This is a genomic window from Rhizobium acaciae, assembly GCF_025941625.1.
Taxonomy (GTDB): Bacteria; Pseudomonadota; Alphaproteobacteria; order Rhizobiales; family Rhizobiaceae; genus Rhizobium; species Rhizobium acaciae.
Genome location: NZ_JAPCZO010000027.1, coordinates 59,110 through 77,816, shown reverse-complemented (window position 1 = coordinate 77,816; position 18,707 = coordinate 59,110). Strand labels below are relative to the sequence as shown.

Below are 18,707 nucleotides of genomic sequence, written 5' to 3'. Positions count from 1 at the left end.
CGTGCCTGGAACATCCCCGCAAGCGCGAATGCTACAGATAACATCAATGTGGCCAAGGTTTGGCCCCAATCGGCGAAGAGCCGAATGTCCGTTAGAGATTGCGGCCCATGGCGAGGAATTTCTGGCGGCGGTCGTTGCGCAGTTGCTCGCCCGAGCGGGGTGCCATTTCGGCCAGAGCACTGGCGATCACGTCGCCGGTTGCGGCAATCACGCTGTCGGGATCGCGATGCGCGCCGCCGAGCGGCTCGGAAATGATGCCGTCAATGACGCCGAGCGATTTCAGGTCCTCGGCGGTGATCTTCATGTTGGTCGCCGCTTCCCGGGCGCGGGTGGAATCGCGCCAGAGGATGGAGGCGGCCCCTTCCGGCGAGATGACGCTATAGATCGAATGCTCGAGCATATAGACCTTGTTGCCGGTGGCGATGGCGATGGCGCCGCCCGAGCCGCCTTCGCCGATGACGACGGAGACAAGCGGAACCTTGACGCCGAGACACATTTCCGTCGAGCGGGCGATCGCCTCGGCCTGGCCGCGCTCTTCGGCGCCGACGCCCGGATAGGCGCCTGCCGTATCCACCAGCGAAATCACCGGCAGGCCGAAACGATCGGCCATTTCAAGAATGCGGATTGCCTTGCGATAGCCTTCCGGGCGGGGGCTGCCGAAATTGTGCTTGAGGCGGCTCTTGGTATCGTTGCCCTTTTCCTGGCCGATGACGGCGACGGGCTGGCCGCGGAAACGGGCAAGGCCCGCCTGGATCGCGGCATCCTCGGAAAATTTGCGGTCGCCGGCAAGCGGCGTGAATTCCTGGAACAGCGTCTTGGCGTAATCGACGAAATGCGGGCGCTGCGGATGGCGGGCGACCTGCGTCTTCTGCCAGGGATTGAGCTTGGAATAGATTTCGACGATGGCCTCGCGGACGCGAACCTCCAGCCGGCCGATCTCATCGGTGGTGTCGATGCTCTCGTCTTCCGTTGCGAGCTTCTTCAGCTCGATGATCTTGCCTTCGAGGTCGGAGATCGGCTTTTCGAAGTCGAGATAATTGTGCATGAGGTGCGTTTCCGTTCCTTGTGCCCGGGGCGTTTTCCTGGCTCCGCCCCATGTCGCCGGTCCTATTCGTGCTTTTTCGCCTGTTTGGCAAGGGGGTGATGCGTCTGGACAAGCTGCTGCAGCCTCTCTTCGAGGACATGGGTGTAGATCTGCGTGGTCGAAATGTCCGAATGGCCGAGGAGTTCCTGTACGACGCGCAGATCGGCGCCGTTGGCCAGCAGGTGGCTGGCAAAGGCGTGGCGCATGACGTGCGGCGAGATCAGCGACGGCGTCAGACCGGCGCGGATCGCCAGGTTCTTGAGGTCGCGGGCGAAGACCTGACGCGGCAGGTATCCCTCCTTCGAGGCGGAGGGAAACAGCCAAGGGCTTTCCTGCGGCACTTTTGCCACTGCATTTTCGGCCGCCAGCAGGCGCCCGTAGGATTTCAGGGCTGATATCGCCGATTGCGACAGCGGCACCAGCCGCTCCTTATTGCCCTTGCCGCGGATCATCAGGAAACGGCCCTCCTGATCGAGCACACGAGCGGGAAGCGAGACGAGTTCGCTGACCCGCATGCCGGTGGCATAGAGCAGTTCAAGCAGCGCCAGCATGCGCAGGCGCTGCAGCTGGCCCGGAGCCGCGTCTTCCGCCTCGGCCTCCGCCTGCGAAAGCAGCCTGCCGACCTCTTCGACGCCCATCGTCTTCGGCAGCGGACGGCCCTTCTTCGGCGCGTCGAGTATGCCTGTGGGGTCGTCGGTCCTCAGGCCCTCGGCATAGAGGAACTTGTAGAATTGCCGCATGGCGGCAAGCCGGCGCGCCTGGGACGAGGGTTTGAAGCCCTTTCGAGCGAGCGATGAGAGATAGGCGGCGAGATCGGCGGAGGCGGCTTCGGTCAGCCGTATGCTGCGCTCCGTCAGGAAGGAGCGGACGTCGTCGAGATCGCGTTCATAGGATTGCAGCGTGTTGGCGGCAGCACCCCGCTCGGCGCTCATCATCTCCAGGAAGGATTCCACATGGACGCGGCCCAGATCCACCATGCCGGTCACTTCCTGGTCGTGTCGATCGCGCCCGTGGCGGGCGGATTGACCCGCTCGGACGGAATGCGGATCGTCACGTCGCGCGGCTCGGGCTCCACGAAGGTCACAAGCGCCAGCATCGCTCCGTAGACCGTTCCGGCGAGGATCGCGCAGACGAACAGGAAACGGAACAGGGTCGGCATCCAGCAACTCCTTCATGCTCTGCTTCTGTTATAAGAAGCCTATCTGCAAGTGCAAGAAGCGGTATTCAAGCCATGATTCCCTTGCCTGCGACTTGACGCTCCATCTGCATTTGTCGATACCGTTTGCAAACAAAGTGTGAATGGACCGATGAGTGAACAACTGCTGACCGTTGCTGAAAGCTTGAAAGACAGAGCTCGCGCCGCGCTCGGTTCACGCAATCTCATCCTTGTCGGCCTGATGGGCGCCGGCAAATCCTCTGTCGGGCGCATCGTCGCCAGCCAGCTCGCCATTCCCTTCATCGACAGCGATCTCGAGATCGAGCGGGTGTCGCGCATGACGATCGCCGAGCTTTTCGCCGCCTATGGCGAGCAAGAGTTCCGGGCGCTGGAAGCGCGGGTGATCAAGCGGCTGCTGAAGAGCGGGCCGCGTGTCGTCTCCACCGGCGGCGGCGCCTTCATCAACGACCGGACGCGCAAGCATATCAAGAAGGGCGGCCTTTCCGTCTGGCTGAAGGCCGATCTCGACGTGCTCTGGGACCGGGTCGCCAAGCGCGATACGCGACCGCTGCTCAAGACCGAAAATCCGAAGCAGACGCTCGAGGGACTGATGAATGCGCGTTATCCTATCTATGCGCAGGCCGATCTGACCGTGCTTTCGCGCGACGTCCGCAAGGAAATCATGGCCGACGAAGTCTTAAAGGCCTTGATCGAAGTTCAGAAGGAAAGTGCAGCGTCATGAATGCGATAACCTCCGCCTCCGCCATCCGAACGGTGCATGTGCCGCTCGGCGAGCGCGCCTACGACATCCTGATCGGGCCGGGGCTGATTGCGCGGGCCGGCGCCGAGATCGCCTCTCGCCTCAAGGGCCGCAAGGCGGCTGTTGTCACCGATGAAAATGTCGCGCCGCTCTATCTCAAGGCGCTCGTCGGAAGCCTGGATGAAGCGGGTATCGCCTCGGCTGAGGTCGTCCTGCCGGCCGGCGAGAAGACCAAGAGCTTCGAGCATCTGATGACGGCCTGCGACAAGGTGCTCGAAGCCCGCGTCGAGCGCAATGATTACGTCATCGCGCTCGGTGGCGGCGTCATCGGCGATCTTTCCGGATTTGCGGCCGGCATCGTCCGTCGCGGCGTGCGCTTCGTGCAGGTGCCGACCTCGCTTCTGTCGCAGGTCGATTCCTCGGTCGGCGGCAAGACCGGCATCAATTCCCGCCACGGCAAGAATCTGATCGGCGTCTTCCATCAGCCGGACCTGGTTCTGGCCGACACGGATGTGCTGAATTCGCTGAGCGAGCGCGAATTCCGCGCGGGTTACGCCGAGGTCGCCAAATACGGGCTGATCGACAAGCCGGATTTCTTCGCCTGGCTGGAAGCGAACTGGAAGTCGGTTTTTGCAGGCGGCTCCGCGCGCATCGAGGCGATTGCCGCCAGCTGCCAGGCGAAGGCCGATGTCGTTGTTGCCGACGAGCGTGAGAATGGTCAGCGGGCGCTGCTCAATCTCGGCCATACCTTCGGCCACGCGCTGGAAGCGGCGACCGCCTATGACAGTTCCCGCCTCGTGCATGGCGAGGGCGTTTCGATCGGCATGGTGCTGGCGCACGAATTCTCCGCACGGATGAACCTTGCAAGCCCGGACGATGCGCGGCGCGTCGAGCGGCATCTGAAGGAGGTCGGCCTGCCGACCCGGATGTCCGACATTCCGGGCGAACTGCCGCCCGCCGAAACGCTGATGGACTCGATCGCCCAGGACAAGAAGGTCAAGAGCGGCAAGCTTACCTTCATCCTGACGCGCGGCATCGGCCAGTCCTTCGTCGCCGACGACGTTCCGGCGTCCGAGGTGATCAGCTTTCTCCGGGAAAAACACGCCTGATGTCGGTCGAAGGCGCTCTGGCATTTCTTTCGACATACTGGCCGGAGATCCTTTCGATCACGGCGCTGGTGCTCATGTCCGCCTTCTTTTCCGGCTCCGAGACCGCGTTGACCGCCGTTTCGCGCAGCCGTGTCCATACGCTCGAGGTCAACGGCGACGAACGTGCCGGCCTCGTCCGACAGCTGATCGAGCGGCGCGACCGGCTGATCGGCGCGCTGCTGATCGGCAACAATCTCGCCAATATCCTGTCCTCCTCGATCGCCACCAGCCTCTTCCTCGGGCTGTTCGGCAGTTCCGGCGTGGCGCTGGCGACGCTTGCGATGACCGTCATCCTGGTCATTTTCGCGGAAGTGCTGCCGAAGAGCTGGGCGATTTCGACGCCCGAGCGCTTCGCACTCGCCATCGCACTGCCGGCCAAGCTCTTCGTCGCCGTCGTCGGCCCGGTTTCCTCCTTCGTCAATGCGATCGTGCGGCGGATTCTTTCGCTGTTCGGCATCAATCTCTCACGCGAGACATCGATGCTGACGGCGCATGAGGAACTGCGCGGCGCCGTCGACCTGCTGCACCGCGAGGGATCGGTGGTGAAGGCCGACCGCGACCGCCTCGGCGGCGTACTCGATCTTAGCGAGCTCGAACTGTCCGACATCATGGTCCACCGCACCGCGATGCGGGCGATCAACGCCGACGATGCGCCGGAAACGGTGGTGCGCGTGATCCTCGAAAGCCCCTATACGCGCATGCCCTTGTGGCGCGGCACGATCGACAACATCATCGGCGTCGTCCACGCCAAGGATCTGCTGCGGGCGCTCGCCGAGCCGAACATGGAGCCGCAGAACCTCGATATCGTGAAGATCGCGCAGAAGCCGTGGTTCGTGCCCGACAGCACCAACCTCGAGGACCAGCTCAACGCTTTCTTGCGGCGCAAGCAGCATTTCGCCGTCGTCGTCGACGAATATGGCGAAGTGCAAGGCATCGTCACGCTGGAGGATATTCTCGAGGAAATCGTCGGCGACATCTCCGACGAGCACGATATCGAAATACAGGGTGTGCGCCAGGAGGCCGACGGCTCCGTCGTCGTCGACGGCGGCGTGCCGATCCGCGACCTGAACCGCGCGCTCGACTGGAACCTGCCCGATGAGGAGGCGACGACGATCGCCGGCCTCGTCATCCACGAATCGATGACCATTCCGGAAGAGCGCCAGGCCTTCACCTTCTACGGCAAGCGTTTCGTCGTCATGAAGCGGGAGAAGAACCGCATCACCAAGCTGCGCATCCGCCCGGCCGGGGAAGACGGCGCAAAGCCAGGCTGATTCTGCTTGGATCTTAGACGGCCAATGCCCATATGGGTTGCGTGCCGCTACCAGCGGGTCGGTTCATCAGGTGCAGCCGGTTCGACGGCCAGCGCATGCAGGCCGGCATCGAGCTCCGGTTTCAACAGGTCGGTGATCGCCCGATGGCGCGCCAACCGCGACATGCCGGCGAATTTTCCGGAAACGATCCTCACACGCATATGGGTTTCGCCGGTGCCCGTGATATCAGGCTGGTGGCCGGCATGCAGATGGCTTTCGTCGATGACGCTCAGGCGGTCGGGCGCGAAGGCTTCGACAAGTTTTTCTTCGATGCGGGTTCGCAGGGTCATCATCCGGTCTTGCTGTTCGCGAAAAGGGTTCCTACCAAGCCAGCAACATTCCCGTTTGTCAATTCTTGTTGTCGCTTCGCGACAGCCCCATAATTAGCGCCGTCATGAGACTTGATTCCAAATATTTCGATCGCATCCGAACACGCCGCAAACGCGAGCCAGAGACAGAGCAGGCGCCGCCTACCTGTCAGTGGGACGGCTGCGACAAAAAGGGCGCGCATCGCGCTCCGGTCGGCCGCAATGCGGAAGGCCAGTTCTTCTTGTTCTGCTTCGAGCACGTCAAGGAATACAACAAGGGCTACAATTATTTCTCCGGTCTTTCGGACGGCGAGATCGCGCGATACCAGAAAGAGGCGATCACCGGCCACCGGCCGACATGGACCGTCGGCGTCAACAAGGCGGCGAAGGACAGTCCACTGCATTCGGAAGTGCGCTCCGGCGCCTATACCCGCGTTCGCGATCCCTTCGGCTTCGTCAAGGAAGGCGGCAAGGGCAGCGGGCCGCGCTTTCCGCAGGCGCGCAAGCTGAAATCGCTCGAAACCAAGGCCTTCGAAACGATGGGCCTCGACGCCAATGCGACATCGGCGGAGATCAAGAGCCGCTACAAGGAACTGGTGAAGAAACACCATCCGGATGCCAATGGCGGCGACCGCGGCTCGGAGGAGCGTTTCCGCGCCGTCATCCAGGCCTATCAATTGTTGAAGCAGAACGGTTTTTGTTAATTCCCGTCCTTGCTCTTGGGCTTCAATCGGGTATGGTCCAAATCGGCTGAGGCCGCAGGCAAACGCGGCTCATATTTGTGCGTTTTCCCGACATCGCCTCCGCCGACCTTCCGGACGCGGCGTTTCTTGTCCGGGACTCTTTCAAGAATGCTCGCACGCGGTCATTATCCCGCCGAGGTTTCGTTTCAGTCCCGGAGAAGTATCGCCGACGTTCCGACCTGGACGGGCGCGGAATAAAAAACGTGGCGTCTGGGTTGCGACATGGCGTGAGACAGTATGGCCGGGTGCCGTCACCCGCCTTGGAGACATGATGAGCAAGATCGACCTGGATATATCAGAACTGCCCGATACCACCGTTTCGGTTCGCGAGGCCTTCGGCATCGATTCCGACATCCGCGTTCCAGCCTACAGCAAGGGCGACGCCTATGTGCCGGATCTCGATACCGACTACCTGTTCGACCGCGACACGACGCTCGCCATTCTCGCAGGCTTCGCCCATAACCGCCGCGTGATGATTTCCGGCTATCACGGCACGGGCAAGTCCTCGCACATCGAGCAGGTGGCGGCGCGCCTCAACTGGCCTTGCGTGCGCATCAACCTCGATAGCCATGTCAGCCGTATCGATCTCGTCGGCAAGGATGCGATCGTCGTCAAGGACGGGCTGCAGGTCACCGAATTCAAGGACGGCATCCTGCCCTGGGCCTATCAGCACAATGTTGCACTCGTCTTCGACGAATATGATGCCGGCCGTCCGGATGTGATGTTCGTCATCCAGCGCGTGCTTGAATCCTCCGGCCGCCTGACGCTGCTCGACCAGAGCCGCGTCATCCGGCCGCACCCGGCATTCCGCCTGTTTGCGACCGCAAATACGATCGGCCTCGGCGACACGACCGGCCTCTATCATGGCACGCAGCAGATCAACCAAGCGCAGATGGACCGCTGGTCGATCGTCACCACGCTGAACTATCTGCCGCATGATCATGAAGTGAATATCGTCTCCGCCAAGGTGAAGAGCTTCGGCAAGGACAAGGGCGGCCGCGAGACCGTGTCGAAAATGGTGCGCGTCGCCGACCTGACGCGCGCTGCCTTCATGAACGGTGATCTATCCACAGTCATGAGCCCGCGCACGGTCATCACCTGGGCCGAAAATGCCGAGATCTTCGGCGATCTCGCCTTCGCCTTCCGCGTCACATTCCTCAACAAGTGCGACGAGTTGGAGCGTCCGCTGGTTGCCGAGCACTATCAGCGGGCCTTCGGCGTCGAGCTGAAGGAAAGTGCCGCCAATATCGTTCTCGGAGCTTGAGACCGACCGATCATGGCAGCTCGCGGTGACAATTCGAAAGCAAAACCCGGCGCGCCTGTCGACGTCGAGCCATTGCGCCGGGCGATAACCGGCTGCGTGCGCTCGATCGCCGGCGACGGCGACGTCGAGGTGACCTTCGCCAATGAACGGCCAGGGATGACCGGCGAGCGCATTCGGCTGCCGGAACTTTCCAAGCGGCCGACGGCGCATGAGCTGGCGGTCACCCGCGGTCTTGGCGATTCGATGGCGCTGCGCCTCGCCTGCCATGACGAGAAGGTGCATGCGACGATGGCGCCGCAGGGTTCGGATGCCCGGGCGATCTTCGATGTGGTCGAGCAGGCGCGTGTCGAATCGATCGGCGCGCTGCGCATGGAGGGCATGGCGTCGAACCTGCGCTCCATGACGGATGAGAAATATTCCAAGGCGAATTTTACCGGCATCGAGCGCCAGGAAGACGCACCGGTCGGCGAAGCGGTTGCGATGATGGTGCGCGAGAAGCTGACCGGCCAGCGCCCGCCGGCCTCCGCCGGCAAGGTGCTCGACCTTTGGCGCGACTTTATCGAGGACAAGGCAGGGTCCGAACTCGACAATCTGTCGAGCGCGATCAACGACCAGCAGGCCTTCGCCAAGGTCATCCGCAACATGCTGTCGGCCATGGAAATGGCTGAGGAGTACGGCGACGATGACAGCGACGCCGACAATGACGACCAGTCGGAGCAGGAAGACCAGTCGAGCGGCGACGAACAGGACCAGGACGAGGTTGACGAGGATGCCGGCACCGATGCCGCCCCCGTCGAGGACAGTGAAGTCGCCGACGAGCAGATGGAGGACGGCGAGACCGAGGGCGCCGAAATCTCCGACGACGACATGATGGAAGAAGGCGAGGACGATTCGGAAACGCCGGGCGAGACCCGCCGGCCGAATACGCCTTTCGCCGATTTCAACGAGAAGGTCGATTATCACGTCTTTACAGAAGAGTTCGACGAGATCATCACCGCCGAGGAACTTTGCGACGCCGCCGAGCTGGAGCGCCTGCGCGCCTTCCTCGACAAGCAGCTGGCGCATCTGCAGGGGGCGGTCGGCCGTCTCGCTAACCGGCTGCAGCGCCGCCTGATGGCGCAGCAGAACCGCTCCTGGGATTTCGACCTGGAAGAGGGTTATCTCGATCCGGCCCGGCTGCAGCGTATCATCATCGATCCGATGCAGGCGCTCTCCTTCAAGATGGAGCGCGACACCCAGTTCCGCGATACTGTCGTTACCCTGCTCATCGACAATTCCGGCTCGATGCGCGGCCGGCCGATCACGGTTGCCGCCACCTGCGCCGACATTCTCGCCCGCACGCTGGAGCGCTGCGGCGTCAAGGTTGAGATCCTGGGCTTTACGACCAAGGCCTGGAAGGGCGGGCAGGCGCGTGAAAATTGGCTTGCCGGCGGCAAGCCGCAGACGCCGGGCCGCCTCAACGACCTGCGCCATATCATCTACAAGTCGGCCGACGCGCCGTGGCGGCGTGCGCGCGCCAATCTCGGGCTGATGATGCGCGAGGGCCTGCTCAAGGAAAATATCGACGGCGAGGCGCTGATCTGGGCGCATAATCGCCTGCTCGCGCGCCGCGAGCAGCGCCGCATCCTGATGATGATCTCGGACGGAGCGCCGGTGGACGATTCGACGCTGTCGGTCAATCCGGGCAATTATCTGGAGCGGCACCTGCGCGCCGTCATCGAACAGATCGAGACGCGCTCGCCTGTCGAACTGCTGGCGATCGGCATCGGCCACGACGTGACGCGCTACTATCGCCGCGCCGTGACGATCGTCGATGCGGACGAGCTTGCCGGTGCGATGACCGAGCAGCTTGCCTCACTGTTCGAGGACCAATCCGTCCAGCCGCGCGGCGGCCGGATACGCCGTGCCGGCTGACGTCGCCGGAAGAATGACGGTCAAGCGCCTCTGCCGTGTGGCGTCGATCGCTCTCTGTATCGCAGCCGGCGCTTCCTCGTCATGGGCCGGCGACGACGTGCCGGTCATTAGCCGGCAAATCTCCGATTTCAGGATCGGTTCTTCGGAGATGCAATTCGGTTCGCTGGAATTTCTCGGCGGGCTGGAAATGGTCTCCAGCCGAGCGCTATTCGGCTCTCTCTCCTCCATCCGTTTCCGGCCGGACCAAAAACATTTCGTCGTCGTGCTCGATACCGGCCAGTGGCTGACCGGCAGCATCGAGCGCGACGTCAAGGGCAGGCTTTCCGGCCTTTCGGATGTCGAGATCACGCCGATGAAGAACAGCGCCGGGCGCAGCTTCGAGGGCAAGGGACATATGGATGCCGAAGGCCTGGCGCTCGACGGCGACCGGATCCTGGTCTCCTTCGAGCAGGCTCATCGCGTCGATGTCTATCCCGATCCCGGCTTTGCCGGCTCGGGAGCGATCGCCACCCTGCCGATCCTCATCCCGCGGAAGATGCTGGACGACAACCGCGGCATCGAAACCATCACCGTGGCGCCGGCATCCAGCCCGCTGCGGGGCGGCGTGGTCATCGTCTCCGAACGCGGTCTCGACAGTGACGGCAATCGGCTGGCGGCCATTCTCAGCGGCCCGCTGAAAGGCCGTTTCTCGGTTAAGCGGGACGGCAGCTTCGACATCACCGACGGTGCCTTCCTGCCCAACGGCGACCTGCTGCTGCTGGAGCGCCGCTTCAACATGGCCGAAGGCATCGGCATGCGTCTTCGGCGCATCAAGGGCGCCGACATCAGGCCCGGCGCCGTCGTCGACGGCGACTTGCTGCTGGACGGCAATTTCAACTCGCAGATCGACAATATGGAAGGGCTCGATGCTTTCCAGGCCGCCGACGGCACGACCCATATCATTCTGGTGTCGGACGACAATCATTCGATCCTGCAGCGCAATCTGATGCTGGAATTTCGGTTTTCGGAAGAGGCCGCGTGGTCAACGCCGAGTTCCCGAAAGCGGAATTGATCCTAGCCATCGGCCGAAAATCGGAATCGACTTTCGGAAAGGCTCTAGACGTCAGACTGATGTCATATGCCTCGGCTATCCCCGCGACATCGGGAAAGCAGCCTCGGAGGGAAGTTCGTGGTGCATATTCATGTCATGGGCGCGTCCGGTTCAGGCACGACATCACTCGGCCGTGCGATTGCCGAAAAGCTCGATATCGCCCATCTCGATACCGATGATTTCTTCTGGTTACCGACCGATCCGCCGTTCACGACGCGGAGGGATGCCGACGAGCGCATCGGGCTGCTCCTCGATGAGGTTGCGCGTCATGAAGGCTGGGTTCTCTCCGGATCGGCGCTGAAATGGGGAAGGCCGCTTGAGCCGTTTTACGATCTGATCGTGTTTCTTAGGATCGATCCGGAACTGCGGATGGCGCGCATCCGCGCGCGGGAGATTGCCCGATATGGAAACAGGATCGGGCCCGGTGGCGACATGGAAGTTAAAAGTGGGGAATTCCTGCAGTGGGCGGCCAGCTATGACACAGCCAGTCCGGAACGCCGCAGCCTTGCGGCGCATGAGCAATGGCTGGAAACGCAGCCCGCGCCGGTGCTGCGTCGATTCATCGAGCGATATTGACGACCTGGCGGCGGAGGTGCTGCTACATCCGGCCATCGCCGTCGGTGCGGTCCGGCGGCGACCGTAACTTCAATTAGCTGGCGCGAACGGCCTGCATCGGCCGCAGCACGTTCATCAGCGCGCCATAGGGCAGCAGCATGACGAGGCCGACGATCATCTTTACGGCGAAATCACCGATCGCCCAGGAAATCCAGCGCGGAGCCTCCGTGGCGAAGACGCCGAGGATGGGGGCTGCTTCCAGCGCAAAGGGATCGTTCGGGCCGAGGAAGCCGAAAAACGCGGCGAAGGACAGCGAGAAGAACATCACCGTATCGAGCGCCGAGCCGATCAGCGAACCGACCAGCGGCGCGCGCCACCAGGCCTGGCGGCGAAGACGGTTGAAGACGGCGATATCGAGCAACTGGCCGGCGAGATAGGCTGAACCGGAGGCAATGGCGATGCGCGGCACCGAGGTGAAGAAGGAGAGCGTCACGCCGACGACGAAGCCGGCAAACACGACCTTGCGGGCTGCCTGCGGGCCGAACTGGCGGTTGGTCAGATCGGTGATCAGGAAGGCGATAGGATAGGAGAAAGCGCCCCAGGTCAGGATGTCGGCAAGGTTGATGTCGGCGACTTCGGCGTTCAGCGGAAACTGGACCAGGAAGTTGGAAGCAACGACGACGAGCGTCATCAGCGCGACATAGGCGATGGTATAGCGGGTCTTCAGCATTTTTTTTATCCTGGGTGATGCCACCAGTTGGAGGAGTAAACCGGCAAAGCAAAAGGCTTGTCCGGTATTATCCGTTCAAGCCTTTTGAAGCCGTATGAAAGAAGGGCAGAAGCTTACGCAGCAGCGGCTTCAGCGGTCTTCTTGGCGATCTGACGGCGCAGCAGGCGCGCGCGCATCGACAGTTCGTTTTCGCTGGCCTTCAGCAGGAAGGCATCGAGGCCGCCACGATGCTCGACAGTGCGAAGAGCGGCAGCCGAAACGCGAAGACGATAACGCTGGTTGAGAGCGTCGGAAATCAGCGTTACCTGGCACAGGTTCGGCAGGAACCGGCGCTTGGTCTTGTTGTTGGCATGGCTGACATTGTTACCAGTCAGGACGGCCTTGCCGGTCAATTCGCACACGCGGGACATGGAACACCTATTCTTGTTTTTCTCGGGCCATCGAATTGCCATTCCCGGCAAAGCCAGGTGCGCAATCCAACGGGCATGATTGGAAAGTTGCGGTTCTATAGTCAGACAGGCTGCTCGCGTCAAGCCAAACCTTGGCCTTTCCCGCAATTCTGTCAAAAAGCTGCTGTTTTCTTCCCTTCGCGGCAGGAGTATAGAGCGCTCAGCAAGGGCTGCCGGCGCGCAGCAAGACAAGGCTTTTTCCATGGCTCATTCGGGCAGACGGATTTTCATTTCGGCCATCGCCGCACTTCTTGCCATACCGGCATCGGCGGCCGAAATCCAGCATCGGACGGAATACCGGGTGGCGCTCGCCGGCCTGCCGATCGCGCGCGCCGCGTTCTTGACGCAGATCGAGGACGATCACAGCTACAAGATCGCCGGCGACATCAATTCCGCCGGTCTTGCCGATCTCATCACGACGATTTCGGCGAAGACCAGCGTCACCGGTGTCCTGCGCAATGACAGGCTGCAGGCGTTGAAATATTCGCTCTACTACAAGAGCGGCAAGAAGAAGGCCCGCGTCTACGAGGTCAGCTACCGCAACGGCAACATCATCTCAGCGACGACGACACCGGCGCCGAAGCGTCCGAAGAACTGGATCGACGTCACGCCGCGCGACATGCGCTCGGTGCTCGACCCGATCTCCGGCCTGGTCTTCACCGGCGATACCAAGGTCTGCTCGCAGACCCTGCCGATCTTCGACGGCGAGACGCGCATGGATCTGGTGCTGTCGCCGAAGGGCGACGAGGATTTTTCCACCAATGGCTTCAAGGGCAAGGCGATCGTCTGCAGCGTGCGCTTCGTGCCGCGCTCGGGCTACAAGAAGGGCCGCAAGGACATCGACTATCTCAGCAAGAGCAACCGCATGGAAATCTGGTTTGCCAAGTCGGACGCGGCAAATGTATATGCTCCGGTCTATGTGCGCATTCCAACCCAATATGGAATGGTGACGATCACTGCCGTCAAATACGGCAACAACAGCTGACGGGGCTTCTGCCTCCGTGAAGGGGGACAGGTGAAGCTTCGCGCGACGTTGATCGGTTTTACGGCCATTCTGATGTGGTCGTTCCTGGCGTTGTTCACGGCCGCCTCCGGCAAGATGCCGCCGTTCCAGCTTTCGGCCGTCTGCTTTGCGATCGGCAGCATTCCCGGCCTCGTCGTGCTGACCCTCGATCCCTCGCGGCTGGCGCTGCTGAAGCAGCCGGCGAAGGTCTGGATAACCGGTATTTCAGGGCTGTTCGGTTATCACTTCCTCTATTTTACCGCGCTCCGGAACGCGCCGGCAGTGGAGGCGGGGCTGATCGCCTATCTCTGGCCACTGCTGATCGTCGTCGGTTCGGCGCTGCTGCCGGGTGAACGGCTGCGCTGGTATCATGTGGCAGGTGCGCTTGCCGGGCTTTGCGGCACCTTCCTGATCGTTAGCCGAAACGGCATCGATTTTAACGGCGCCTATGCCATTGGTTACGGCGCTGCCTTTCTCTGCGCCTTCACATGGTCCGGCTATTCGCTGCTGACGCGGCGTTTCGACGCCGTGTCCACGGATGTCGTCACCGGCTTCTGCCTTGCGACCTCCATCCTGTCGCTCTTCTGCCATCTCGGCCTGGAGGCGACCGTCTGGCCGGAAACGGTTTTCGAATGGGTCGCTGTCGTCGGGCTCGGGCTTTTTCCGGTCGGTGCTGCCTTCTACGCCTGGGATTACGGCGTCAAGAACGGCGATATCCAGATTCTCGGAGCGGCAGGTTATGCAGCACCTCTGCTTTCGACGCTTATTCTGGTGCTGTTCGGCTTTGCCGAGCCGAGTTGGCGCATTGCTCTCGCCTGCCTGCTGGTCACCGGCGGGGCGGTGCTCGCCGCCCAAGACATGTTCCGCCGCAAGAGCAAGGCCCAGCCCGTGGCGGCGGAGTAGGCTTCAGGCGCCTGGCTTCCAACCGGGCGGCGCCATCTCGAAGCTCGAAAATTCGAAGCCGGGCGAGACGGTGCAGCCGACCAGGGTGAAATCCCCGAGGGTTTCGGCCGATTGCCACCAATTGGCGGGAATGATCGCTTGCGGCCGCTCGCCGGCGGACAAGTTCGTTCCGAGCGTCAGGGTCTCGCTTGCCGTTCCGTCTTCCGAGCGGTGCAGCGAGAGCGGCGCGCCGGCGTAATAGTGCCAGACCTCAGCCGCGTCATGGACACGATGCCAATGCGAACGCTGCCCCCTGGTCAGCAGGTAATAGATCGCTGTCGAGTGGCCGCGTTCTCCGCCCGCTGTATCGCGGAATGTCTGCACGTACCAGCCACCTTCGGGATGCGGCTGCATGCCGAGTTCGCGGATGATGTCGTCAGGCGACATTAGAAATGGTCCTTGCGCTTGCGGATCTCTGCAAAGACTTCCTCGTTGGTCTTGCCTTCCATCAGCAGATTGCGGCGGATCGCCGGATCGGCGGCGCGCAGAAACGGGTTGGTTTCCTTTTCCAGCCCCAGCGTCGTCGGGATGGTGAATTTGCCGTCGGCGCGCAAGGCCTCGATCTCGGCGGCGCGGTTCTTCAGTCGCTCATTGTCGGGGTCGACGGTCAGCGCGAAGCGGGCATTGGACAATGTGTATTCATGGCCGAAATAGATGGCGGTCTCATCGGGCAGCACGGCGAGTCTCTGCAGGGAATGCCACATATCGGCGGCCGGGCGTTCGAACAGCCGGCCGCAGCCGAGCGCAAACAGCGTGTCGGCGGCAAACAGCAGCTTGTCATCGACGAAGTGATAGCAGATGTGGCCGGCGGTGTGGCCGGGCGTCTCGATGACGTTGACCGTGTGATCGCCGAAAAGGAAGCTGTCGCCATCGGCCATCGCCCGATCGAGGCCGGGAATGGCGACAGCCTCGTTGATCGGGCCGATGATCTCGCAGCCGAACTGCTCCTTCAGCGCCAGGTTGGCCGTGACATGGTCGGTGTGATGATGCGTGGTGAAGATATGGGTGATTTTCCAGCCGCGACGTGTCGCCGCTTCCAGGATCGGCGCCTCCTCCGGCGCGTCGATCGCCGCGGTAAAACCTGTCTCCGGATCGTGCACGAGAACGCCGAAATTGTCGGTGCGGCAGAGAAAAACGTCTAATTCCAAAGGTTTCATCGTTCAATAATCCCTTATCCCAGGAGTCTCGCGGAAATGTAGAGGTTCCGGCCTTGAAGTCCAACCGCCCGCTGATAACATTTGTCGCAATGCACGCCGATATCGTCGACCTACGCCAGTTCTATCACTCCGAGCTTGGACGTCTTGCCGAGCAGTCGATCGGCATGGCGCTGTCATCGCTCTGGGTGCGGCTGCCGCAAGAGCGTCTGGTCGGCCTCGGTTATGCCGTGCCCTTCCTCGACCGCTTCCAGGCCGATACCGAACGCACCTTCGCTTTCATGCCGGCCGGGCAGGGCGCGGTGAACTGGCCTATGGGCTCGCTCTCGACGACGGCGCTTGTCTTCGACGAGGAACTGCCGCTGCCGGATTCCTCGATCGACCGGGTGCTGATGGTGCATTCGCTGGAATTCGCCGAAAGCCCGCGTGAGACGCTGAAGGAGCTCTGGCGGGTGCTGGCGCCGGGCGGACGGCTGGTCATCGTCGTGCCGAACCGGCGCGGCGTCTGGGCACGCATGGAGCATACGCCCTTCGGTTCGGGCCGGCCCTATTCCCGCGGTCAGCTGACAAATCTGCTGCGCGAGACGAATTTCACGCCGGGCGCGACGGCTGAAGCGCTGTTCTTCCCGCCCTCGAAGCTCAGAACCATCCTGCGCCTGCGGCGCGCCTTCGAACGGATCGGCCGAACGCTTTGGCCGGCCTTCTCGGGCGTCATCATCGTCGAAGCGCAAAAGCGACTCTATCAGGGGTTGCCGGTTGCGGCGCGGGCCTCCCGCCGCGTCTTCGTGCCGGTTCTCGCACCCCATGGCGTACCGACCACACGCACGACAGCGCCGCGCGTCTTTTAAGACGCGCAAAGGACGCTGTAGCACTTTGAATGCTGCATAATTTTATCCTTAAATCGATTCCGATTTAAGGAATTATGCAGGAGGTAACGTCGCTCCCGACGATCTCCAACTGCTTGTGTCACGCCCATGGCTCTCGACAACAATCGCATTCCGCTTTAATGCCACTTGGTGTTTTTCAGCCCGGATTTACCGGCAATTCCAAGGTCGAACCCATGAGCGTTGAGATGAGCAAGCCCGTTCCGCGTCCCGGTATTCTCGATATCGCAGCCTATGTACCGGGCAAGGAACATGCGCCGGGTGTCGCCCGCGTCTACAAGCTTTCGTCCAACGAAACGCCGCTCGGCGCCAGCCCGAAGGCGATCGAGGCCTTCAAGACGGTTGCCGACAATCTGGGGCGTTATCCTGACGGGCAGGCGATCGAACTGCGCGAGGCAATCGCCGCCGTGCACGGTCTCAATCCGGCAAACATCCTCTGCGGCAACGGCTCCGACGAGCTGCTCGGCCTGCTCTGCCATGTCTATCTCGGTGCCGGCGACGAGGGCATCATCACCGAACACGGCTTCCTCGTCTACAAGATCCAGATCCTGGGCGCGGGCGCCACGCCCGTCGTCGTCAAGGAGAGAGACTATACCGTCGATGTCGACGCGATCCTTGCCGCGGTGACGGAGAAGACGAAGATCGTCTTCATCGCCAATCCCGGCAATCCCACAGGTACCTATGTTTCCGTCAGCGAAATCCGCCGCCTGCAGGCCGGGCTGCCGAAACATGTCGTCCTCGTGCTCGATGCCGCTTATGCCGAATATGTGCGCCGCAACGATTATGAAGCCGGCATCGAGGTCGTATCCTCCAATGCCAATGTGGTGATGACCCGCACCTTCTCGAAGGCCTATGGTCTTGCGGCGCTGCGCGTCGGCTGGATGTATGCGCCCGCCGAGATCGTCGACGCGCTGAACCGCGTGCGTGCGCCGTTCAACTTGAACGCACCGGCAATCGCCGCCGCCGCCGCCGCCATCCGCGACCAGGCCTTCATCCAGCAGGCCGTCTCTTTCAACCAGATGTGGGTGGAGACGCTTACCCAGACGCTCGAAGCGATCGGCCTGAAGGTGACGCCGTCCGTCGCCAATTTCGTCCTCATCCATTTCCCCGAGATCGACGGCAAGCGCGCCGCGGATGCCGACGATTTGCTGACGAGCCGCGGTTACATCCTGCGCGCCGTGCGCGGTTATGGCTTCGCCAATGCGCTGCGCATGAGCATCGGCCCCGAGGAGGCCAACCGCGGCGTGATTGCCGCGCTCACCGAATTCATGGGTCATCAGCCATGAGCGCGCAATTCGATCGGATCGCGCTGATCGGCATCGGCCTGATCGGCTCGTCGCTCGCCTATGACATCAGGCGGCTTGGGCTTGCGAGGGAGATCGTCGTCGCCACACGCAGCCCCGATACGCTGAAGCGCGCGGAAGAGCTCGGCCTCGGCGACCGCTACACGACGTCGTCGCAGGATGCCGTCAAGGATGCCGATCTGGTGATCGTCTCGGTGCCGGTCGGCGCTTCGGAAAGTGTGGCGAAGGAGATTTCGGCAAGCCTGAAGCCCGGGGCCATCGTCACCGATGTCGGCTCCACCAAGGCCTCGGTCATTGCGCAGATGCTGCCGCATATGCCTGATAATGTGCACTTCATCCCCGGCCATCCGCTGGCCGGCACCGAAAAATCCGGCCCGGATGCCGGCTTCCCCGGCCTCTTCGAAGGCCGCTGGTGCATCTTCACGCCGGTCGCCGGCACCGATGAGGTGGCACTGAAGCGGCTGCGCGGCTTCTGGGAAGCGCTGGGCTCCAAGGTCGATGAGATGGATGCCGAGCATCACGACAAGGTGCTCGCCATCGTCTCGCACCTGCCGCATATCATCGCCTACAATATCGTCGGTACCGCCGACGATCTGGAGACGGTGACGGAATCGGAAGTCATCAAATATTCGGCCTCCGGCTTTCGCGATTTCACCCGTCTTGCTGCGTCCGACCCAACGATGTGGCGCGACGTCTGCCTGCACAATCGCGATGCGATCCTCGAAATGCTGGCGCGGTTCTCGGAGGATCTCGCCTATCTGCAGCGCGCGATCCGCTGGGGCGAGGGCGACAAGATTTTCGAACTCTTTACCCGCACGCGCGCCATCCGCCGTTCGATCGTCCAGGCCGGCCAGGATGTCGACGCGCCGGATTTCGGCCGCCACGCGCTGGACAAGAAGTAGCCGCCGC

20 protein-coding genes and 1 pseudogene are annotated in these 18,707 nt (G+C 62.2%); 13 read left to right on the top strand and 8 right to left on the bottom strand.

Going from position 1 to position 18,707, the window contains the following annotated elements; all coding sequences use genetic code 11:
- Positions 1-91: 91 nt before the first annotated feature.
- The 3 genes from OLZ32_RS32355 to OLZ32_RS32345 form a co-directional block, all read right to left on the bottom strand.
- Entirely contained in the window at positions 92-1,045 is a 954-nt protein-coding gene (locus OLZ32_RS32355; protein WP_011653737.1) for an acetyl-CoA carboxylase carboxyltransferase subunit alpha, read from the bottom strand.
- A gap of 62 nt (positions 1,046-1,107) precedes the next feature.
- Positions 1,108-2,061 carry a site-specific tyrosine recombinase XerD gene (gene xerD / locus OLZ32_RS32350; protein ID WP_264424381.1) on the bottom strand — a complete coding sequence of 318 codons (954 nt, stop codon included), beginning with the start codon at positions 2,059-2,061 and terminating at the stop codon, positions 1,108-1,110.
- A gap of 5 nt (positions 2,062-2,066) precedes the next feature.
- Complete coding sequence (locus OLZ32_RS32345; protein ID WP_003543363.1) at positions 2,067-2,243, bottom strand: hypothetical protein; 177 nt, start codon at positions 2,241-2,243, stop codon at positions 2,067-2,069.
- 148 nt (positions 2,244-2,391) lie between these two features.
- Between OLZ32_RS32345 and OLZ32_RS32340 the strand changes: the two genes are divergently transcribed.
- Genes OLZ32_RS32340 through OLZ32_RS32330 form a run of 3 tightly spaced genes read left to right on the top strand, consistent with a single transcriptional unit; the run spans position 2,392 to position 5,419 of the window.
- Complete coding sequence (locus tag OLZ32_RS32340; RefSeq protein ID WP_131644464.1) at positions 2,392-2,982, top strand: shikimate kinase; 591 nt, start codon at positions 2,392-2,394, stop codon at positions 2,980-2,982.
- Positions 2,979-4,109 (top strand): 3-dehydroquinate synthase, encoded by a 1,131-nt coding sequence (gene aroB, locus OLZ32_RS32335; protein ID WP_264424380.1) that lies wholly within the window; start codon positions 2,979-2,981, stop codon positions 4,107-4,109. Before OLZ32_RS32340 ends, aroB begins: the two co-directional genes overlap by 4 nt.
- A complete protein-coding gene (locus tag OLZ32_RS32330) occupies positions 4,109-5,419 on the top strand; it encodes an HlyC/CorC family transporter (RefSeq protein ID WP_264424378.1) in 1,311 nt (436 codons plus the stop codon). The genes aroB and OLZ32_RS32330 overlap by 1 nt, the downstream gene beginning before the upstream one ends.
- A 47-nt stretch (positions 5,420-5,466) precedes the next feature.
- On the opposite strand, the gene OLZ32_RS32325 is transcribed toward OLZ32_RS32330, so the two are convergent.
- Positions 5,467-5,751, bottom strand: coding sequence for a BolA family protein (locus tag OLZ32_RS32325; protein WP_171600148.1), 285 nt, complete (start codon positions 5,749-5,751; stop codon positions 5,467-5,469).
- A gap of 101 nt (positions 5,752-5,852) precedes the next feature.
- On the opposite strand from OLZ32_RS32325, the gene OLZ32_RS32320 reads away from it, so the two are divergent.
- The 5 genes and pseudogenes from OLZ32_RS32320 to OLZ32_RS32300 all read left to right on the top strand — a co-directional run bounded on the left by OLZ32_RS32320 (position 5,853) and on the right by OLZ32_RS32300 (position 11,420).
- Positions 5,853-6,470, top strand: a complete 618-nt coding sequence (locus OLZ32_RS32320) for a J domain-containing protein (protein WP_003543346.1) — start codon at positions 5,853-5,855, stop codon at positions 6,468-6,470.
- Between the two features lie 310 nt (positions 6,471-6,780).
- The gene (gene cobS / locus OLZ32_RS32315) at positions 6,781-7,773 is read left to right on the top strand and encodes a cobaltochelatase subunit CobS (protein ID WP_003543345.1); all 993 of its coding nucleotides are present in this window, start codon (positions 6,781-6,783) and stop codon (positions 7,771-7,773) included.
- A 12-nt stretch (positions 7,774-7,785) separates the two neighbouring features.
- Positions 7,786-9,687, top strand: a complete 1,902-nt coding sequence (gene cobT, locus OLZ32_RS32310) for a cobaltochelatase subunit CobT (RefSeq protein ID WP_003543344.1) — start codon at positions 7,786-7,788, stop codon at positions 9,685-9,687.
- A gap of 13 nt (positions 9,688-9,700) precedes the next feature.
- Complete coding sequence (locus OLZ32_RS32305; protein WP_264424408.1) at positions 9,701-10,738, top strand: esterase-like activity of phytase family protein; 1,038 nt, start codon at positions 9,701-9,703, stop codon at positions 10,736-10,738.
- Between the two features lie 117 nt (positions 10,739-10,855).
- Positions 10,856-11,420 (top strand): annotated as a pseudogene (locus OLZ32_RS32300) (ATP-binding protein).
- 6 nt (positions 11,421-11,426) lie between these two features.
- On the opposite strand, the gene OLZ32_RS32295 reads toward OLZ32_RS32300, so the two are convergent.
- Both OLZ32_RS32295 and rpmB read right to left on the bottom strand, forming a co-directional pair.
- Entirely contained in the window at positions 11,427-12,062 is a 636-nt protein-coding gene (locus OLZ32_RS32295; protein ID WP_003543342.1) for a VUT family protein, read from the bottom strand.
- Positions 12,063-12,175: 113 nt separating this feature from the next.
- The gene (gene rpmB, locus OLZ32_RS32290) at positions 12,176-12,472 is read right to left on the bottom strand and encodes a 50S ribosomal protein L28 (RefSeq protein ID WP_003543341.1); all 297 of its coding nucleotides are present in this window, start codon (positions 12,470-12,472) and stop codon (positions 12,176-12,178) included.
- Between the two features lie 241 nt (positions 12,473-12,713).
- On the opposite strand from rpmB, the gene OLZ32_RS32285 reads away from it, so the two are divergent.
- Complete coding sequence (locus tag OLZ32_RS32285; RefSeq protein ID WP_264424377.1) at positions 12,714-13,496, top strand: DUF3108 domain-containing protein; 783 nt, start codon at positions 12,714-12,716, stop codon at positions 13,494-13,496.
- A 30-nt stretch (positions 13,497-13,526) separates the two neighbouring features.
- On the top strand, positions 13,527-14,417 hold the full coding sequence (gene yddG / locus OLZ32_RS32280; protein WP_003543339.1) for an aromatic amino acid exporter YddG: 891 nt from the start codon (positions 13,527-13,529) through the stop codon (positions 14,415-14,417).
- A 3-nt stretch (positions 14,418-14,420) separates the two neighbouring features.
- On the opposite strand, the gene OLZ32_RS32275 is transcribed toward yddG, so the two are convergent.
- Together OLZ32_RS32275 and gloB are read right to left on the bottom strand one after the other, a co-directional pair.
- On the bottom strand, positions 14,421-14,843 hold the full coding sequence (locus OLZ32_RS32275) for a cupin domain-containing protein (RefSeq protein WP_003543337.1): 423 nt from the start codon (positions 14,841-14,843) through the stop codon (positions 14,421-14,423).
- Positions 14,843-15,613: a hydroxyacylglutathione hydrolase gene (gene gloB / locus OLZ32_RS32270; RefSeq protein WP_003543336.1), complete on the bottom strand. Its 771-nt coding sequence runs from the start codon at positions 15,611-15,613 to the stop codon at positions 14,843-14,845. Before gloB ends, OLZ32_RS32275 begins: the two co-directional genes overlap by 1 nt.
- A gap of 53 nt (positions 15,614-15,666) precedes the next feature.
- Between gloB and OLZ32_RS32265 the strand changes: the two genes are divergently transcribed.
- The 3 genes from OLZ32_RS32265 to OLZ32_RS32255 all read left to right on the top strand — a co-directional run bounded on the left by OLZ32_RS32265 (position 15,667) and on the right by OLZ32_RS32255 (position 18,700).
- Positions 15,667-16,458, top strand: coding sequence for a class I SAM-dependent methyltransferase (locus tag OLZ32_RS32265; protein WP_003543334.1), 792 nt, complete (start codon positions 15,667-15,669; stop codon positions 16,456-16,458).
- 224 nt (positions 16,459-16,682) lie between these two features.
- Positions 16,683-17,780 carry a histidinol-phosphate transaminase gene (hisC, locus tag OLZ32_RS32260; RefSeq protein WP_017989561.1) on the top strand — a complete coding sequence of 366 codons (1,098 nt, stop codon included), beginning with the start codon at positions 16,683-16,685 and terminating at the stop codon, positions 17,778-17,780.
- On the top strand, positions 17,777-18,700 hold the full coding sequence (locus tag OLZ32_RS32255; RefSeq protein ID WP_264424375.1) for a prephenate/arogenate dehydrogenase family protein: 924 nt from the start codon (positions 17,777-17,779) through the stop codon (positions 18,698-18,700). The genes hisC and OLZ32_RS32255 overlap by 4 nt, the downstream gene beginning before the upstream one ends.
- Positions 18,701-18,707: the final 7 nt, after the last annotated feature.

Bases quoted from the DNA above. Each gene is read 5' to 3' on its own strand.
- OLZ32_RS32320 (WP_003543346.1), top strand. From the start codon at position 5,853: ATGAGACTTGATTCCAAATATTTCGATCGCATCCGAACACGCCGCAAA.
- OLZ32_RS32355 (WP_011653737.1), bottom strand. From the start codon at position 1,045: ATGCACAATTATCTCGACTTCGAAAAGCCGATCTCCGACCTCGAAGGC.
- hisC (WP_017989561.1), top strand. From the start codon at position 16,683: ATGAGCAAGCCCGTTCCGCGTCCCGGTATTCTCGATATCGCAGCCTAT.
- OLZ32_RS32255 (WP_264424375.1), top strand. From the start codon at position 17,777: ATGAGCGCGCAATTCGATCGGATCGCGCTGATCGGCATCGGCCTGATC.
- rpmB (WP_003543341.1), bottom strand. From the start codon at position 12,472: ATGTCCCGCGTGTGCGAATTGACCGGCAAGGCCGTCCTGACTGGTAAC.
- aroB (WP_264424380.1), top strand. From the start codon at position 2,979: ATGAATGCGATAACCTCCGCCTCCGCCATCCGAACGGTGCATGTGCCG.
- OLZ32_RS32345 (WP_003543363.1), bottom strand. From the start codon at position 2,243: ATGCCGACCCTGTTCCGTTTCCTGTTCGTCTGCGCGATCCTCGCCGGA.
- OLZ32_RS32330 (WP_264424378.1), top strand. From the start codon at position 4,109: ATGTCGGTCGAAGGCGCTCTGGCATTTCTTTCGACATACTGGCCGGAG.
- cobS (WP_003543345.1), top strand. From the start codon at position 6,781: ATGAGCAAGATCGACCTGGATATATCAGAACTGCCCGATACCACCGTT.
- OLZ32_RS32285 (WP_264424377.1), top strand. From the start codon at position 12,714: ATGGCTCATTCGGGCAGACGGATTTTCATTTCGGCCATCGCCGCACTT.
- cobT (WP_003543344.1), top strand. From the start codon at position 7,786: ATGGCAGCTCGCGGTGACAATTCGAAAGCAAAACCCGGCGCGCCTGTC.
- OLZ32_RS32295 (WP_003543342.1), bottom strand. From the start codon at position 12,062: ATGCTGAAGACCCGCTATACCATCGCCTATGTCGCGCTGATGACGCTC.
- OLZ32_RS32275 (WP_003543337.1), bottom strand. From the start codon at position 14,843: ATGTCGCCTGACGACATCATCCGCGAACTCGGCATGCAGCCGCATCCC.
- gloB (WP_003543336.1), bottom strand. From the start codon at position 15,613: ATGAAACCTTTGGAATTAGACGTTTTTCTCTGCCGCACCGACAATTTC.
- OLZ32_RS32305 (WP_264424408.1), top strand. From the start codon at position 9,701: ATGACGGTCAAGCGCCTCTGCCGTGTGGCGTCGATCGCTCTCTGTATC.
- xerD (WP_264424381.1), bottom strand. From the start codon at position 2,061: ATGGTGGATCTGGGCCGCGTCCATGTGGAATCCTTCCTGGAGATGATG.
- OLZ32_RS32340 (WP_131644464.1), top strand. From the start codon at position 2,392: ATGAGTGAACAACTGCTGACCGTTGCTGAAAGCTTGAAAGACAGAGCT.
- OLZ32_RS32325 (WP_171600148.1), bottom strand. From the start codon at position 5,751: ATGATGACCCTGCGAACCCGCATCGAAGAAAAACTTGTCGAAGCCTTC.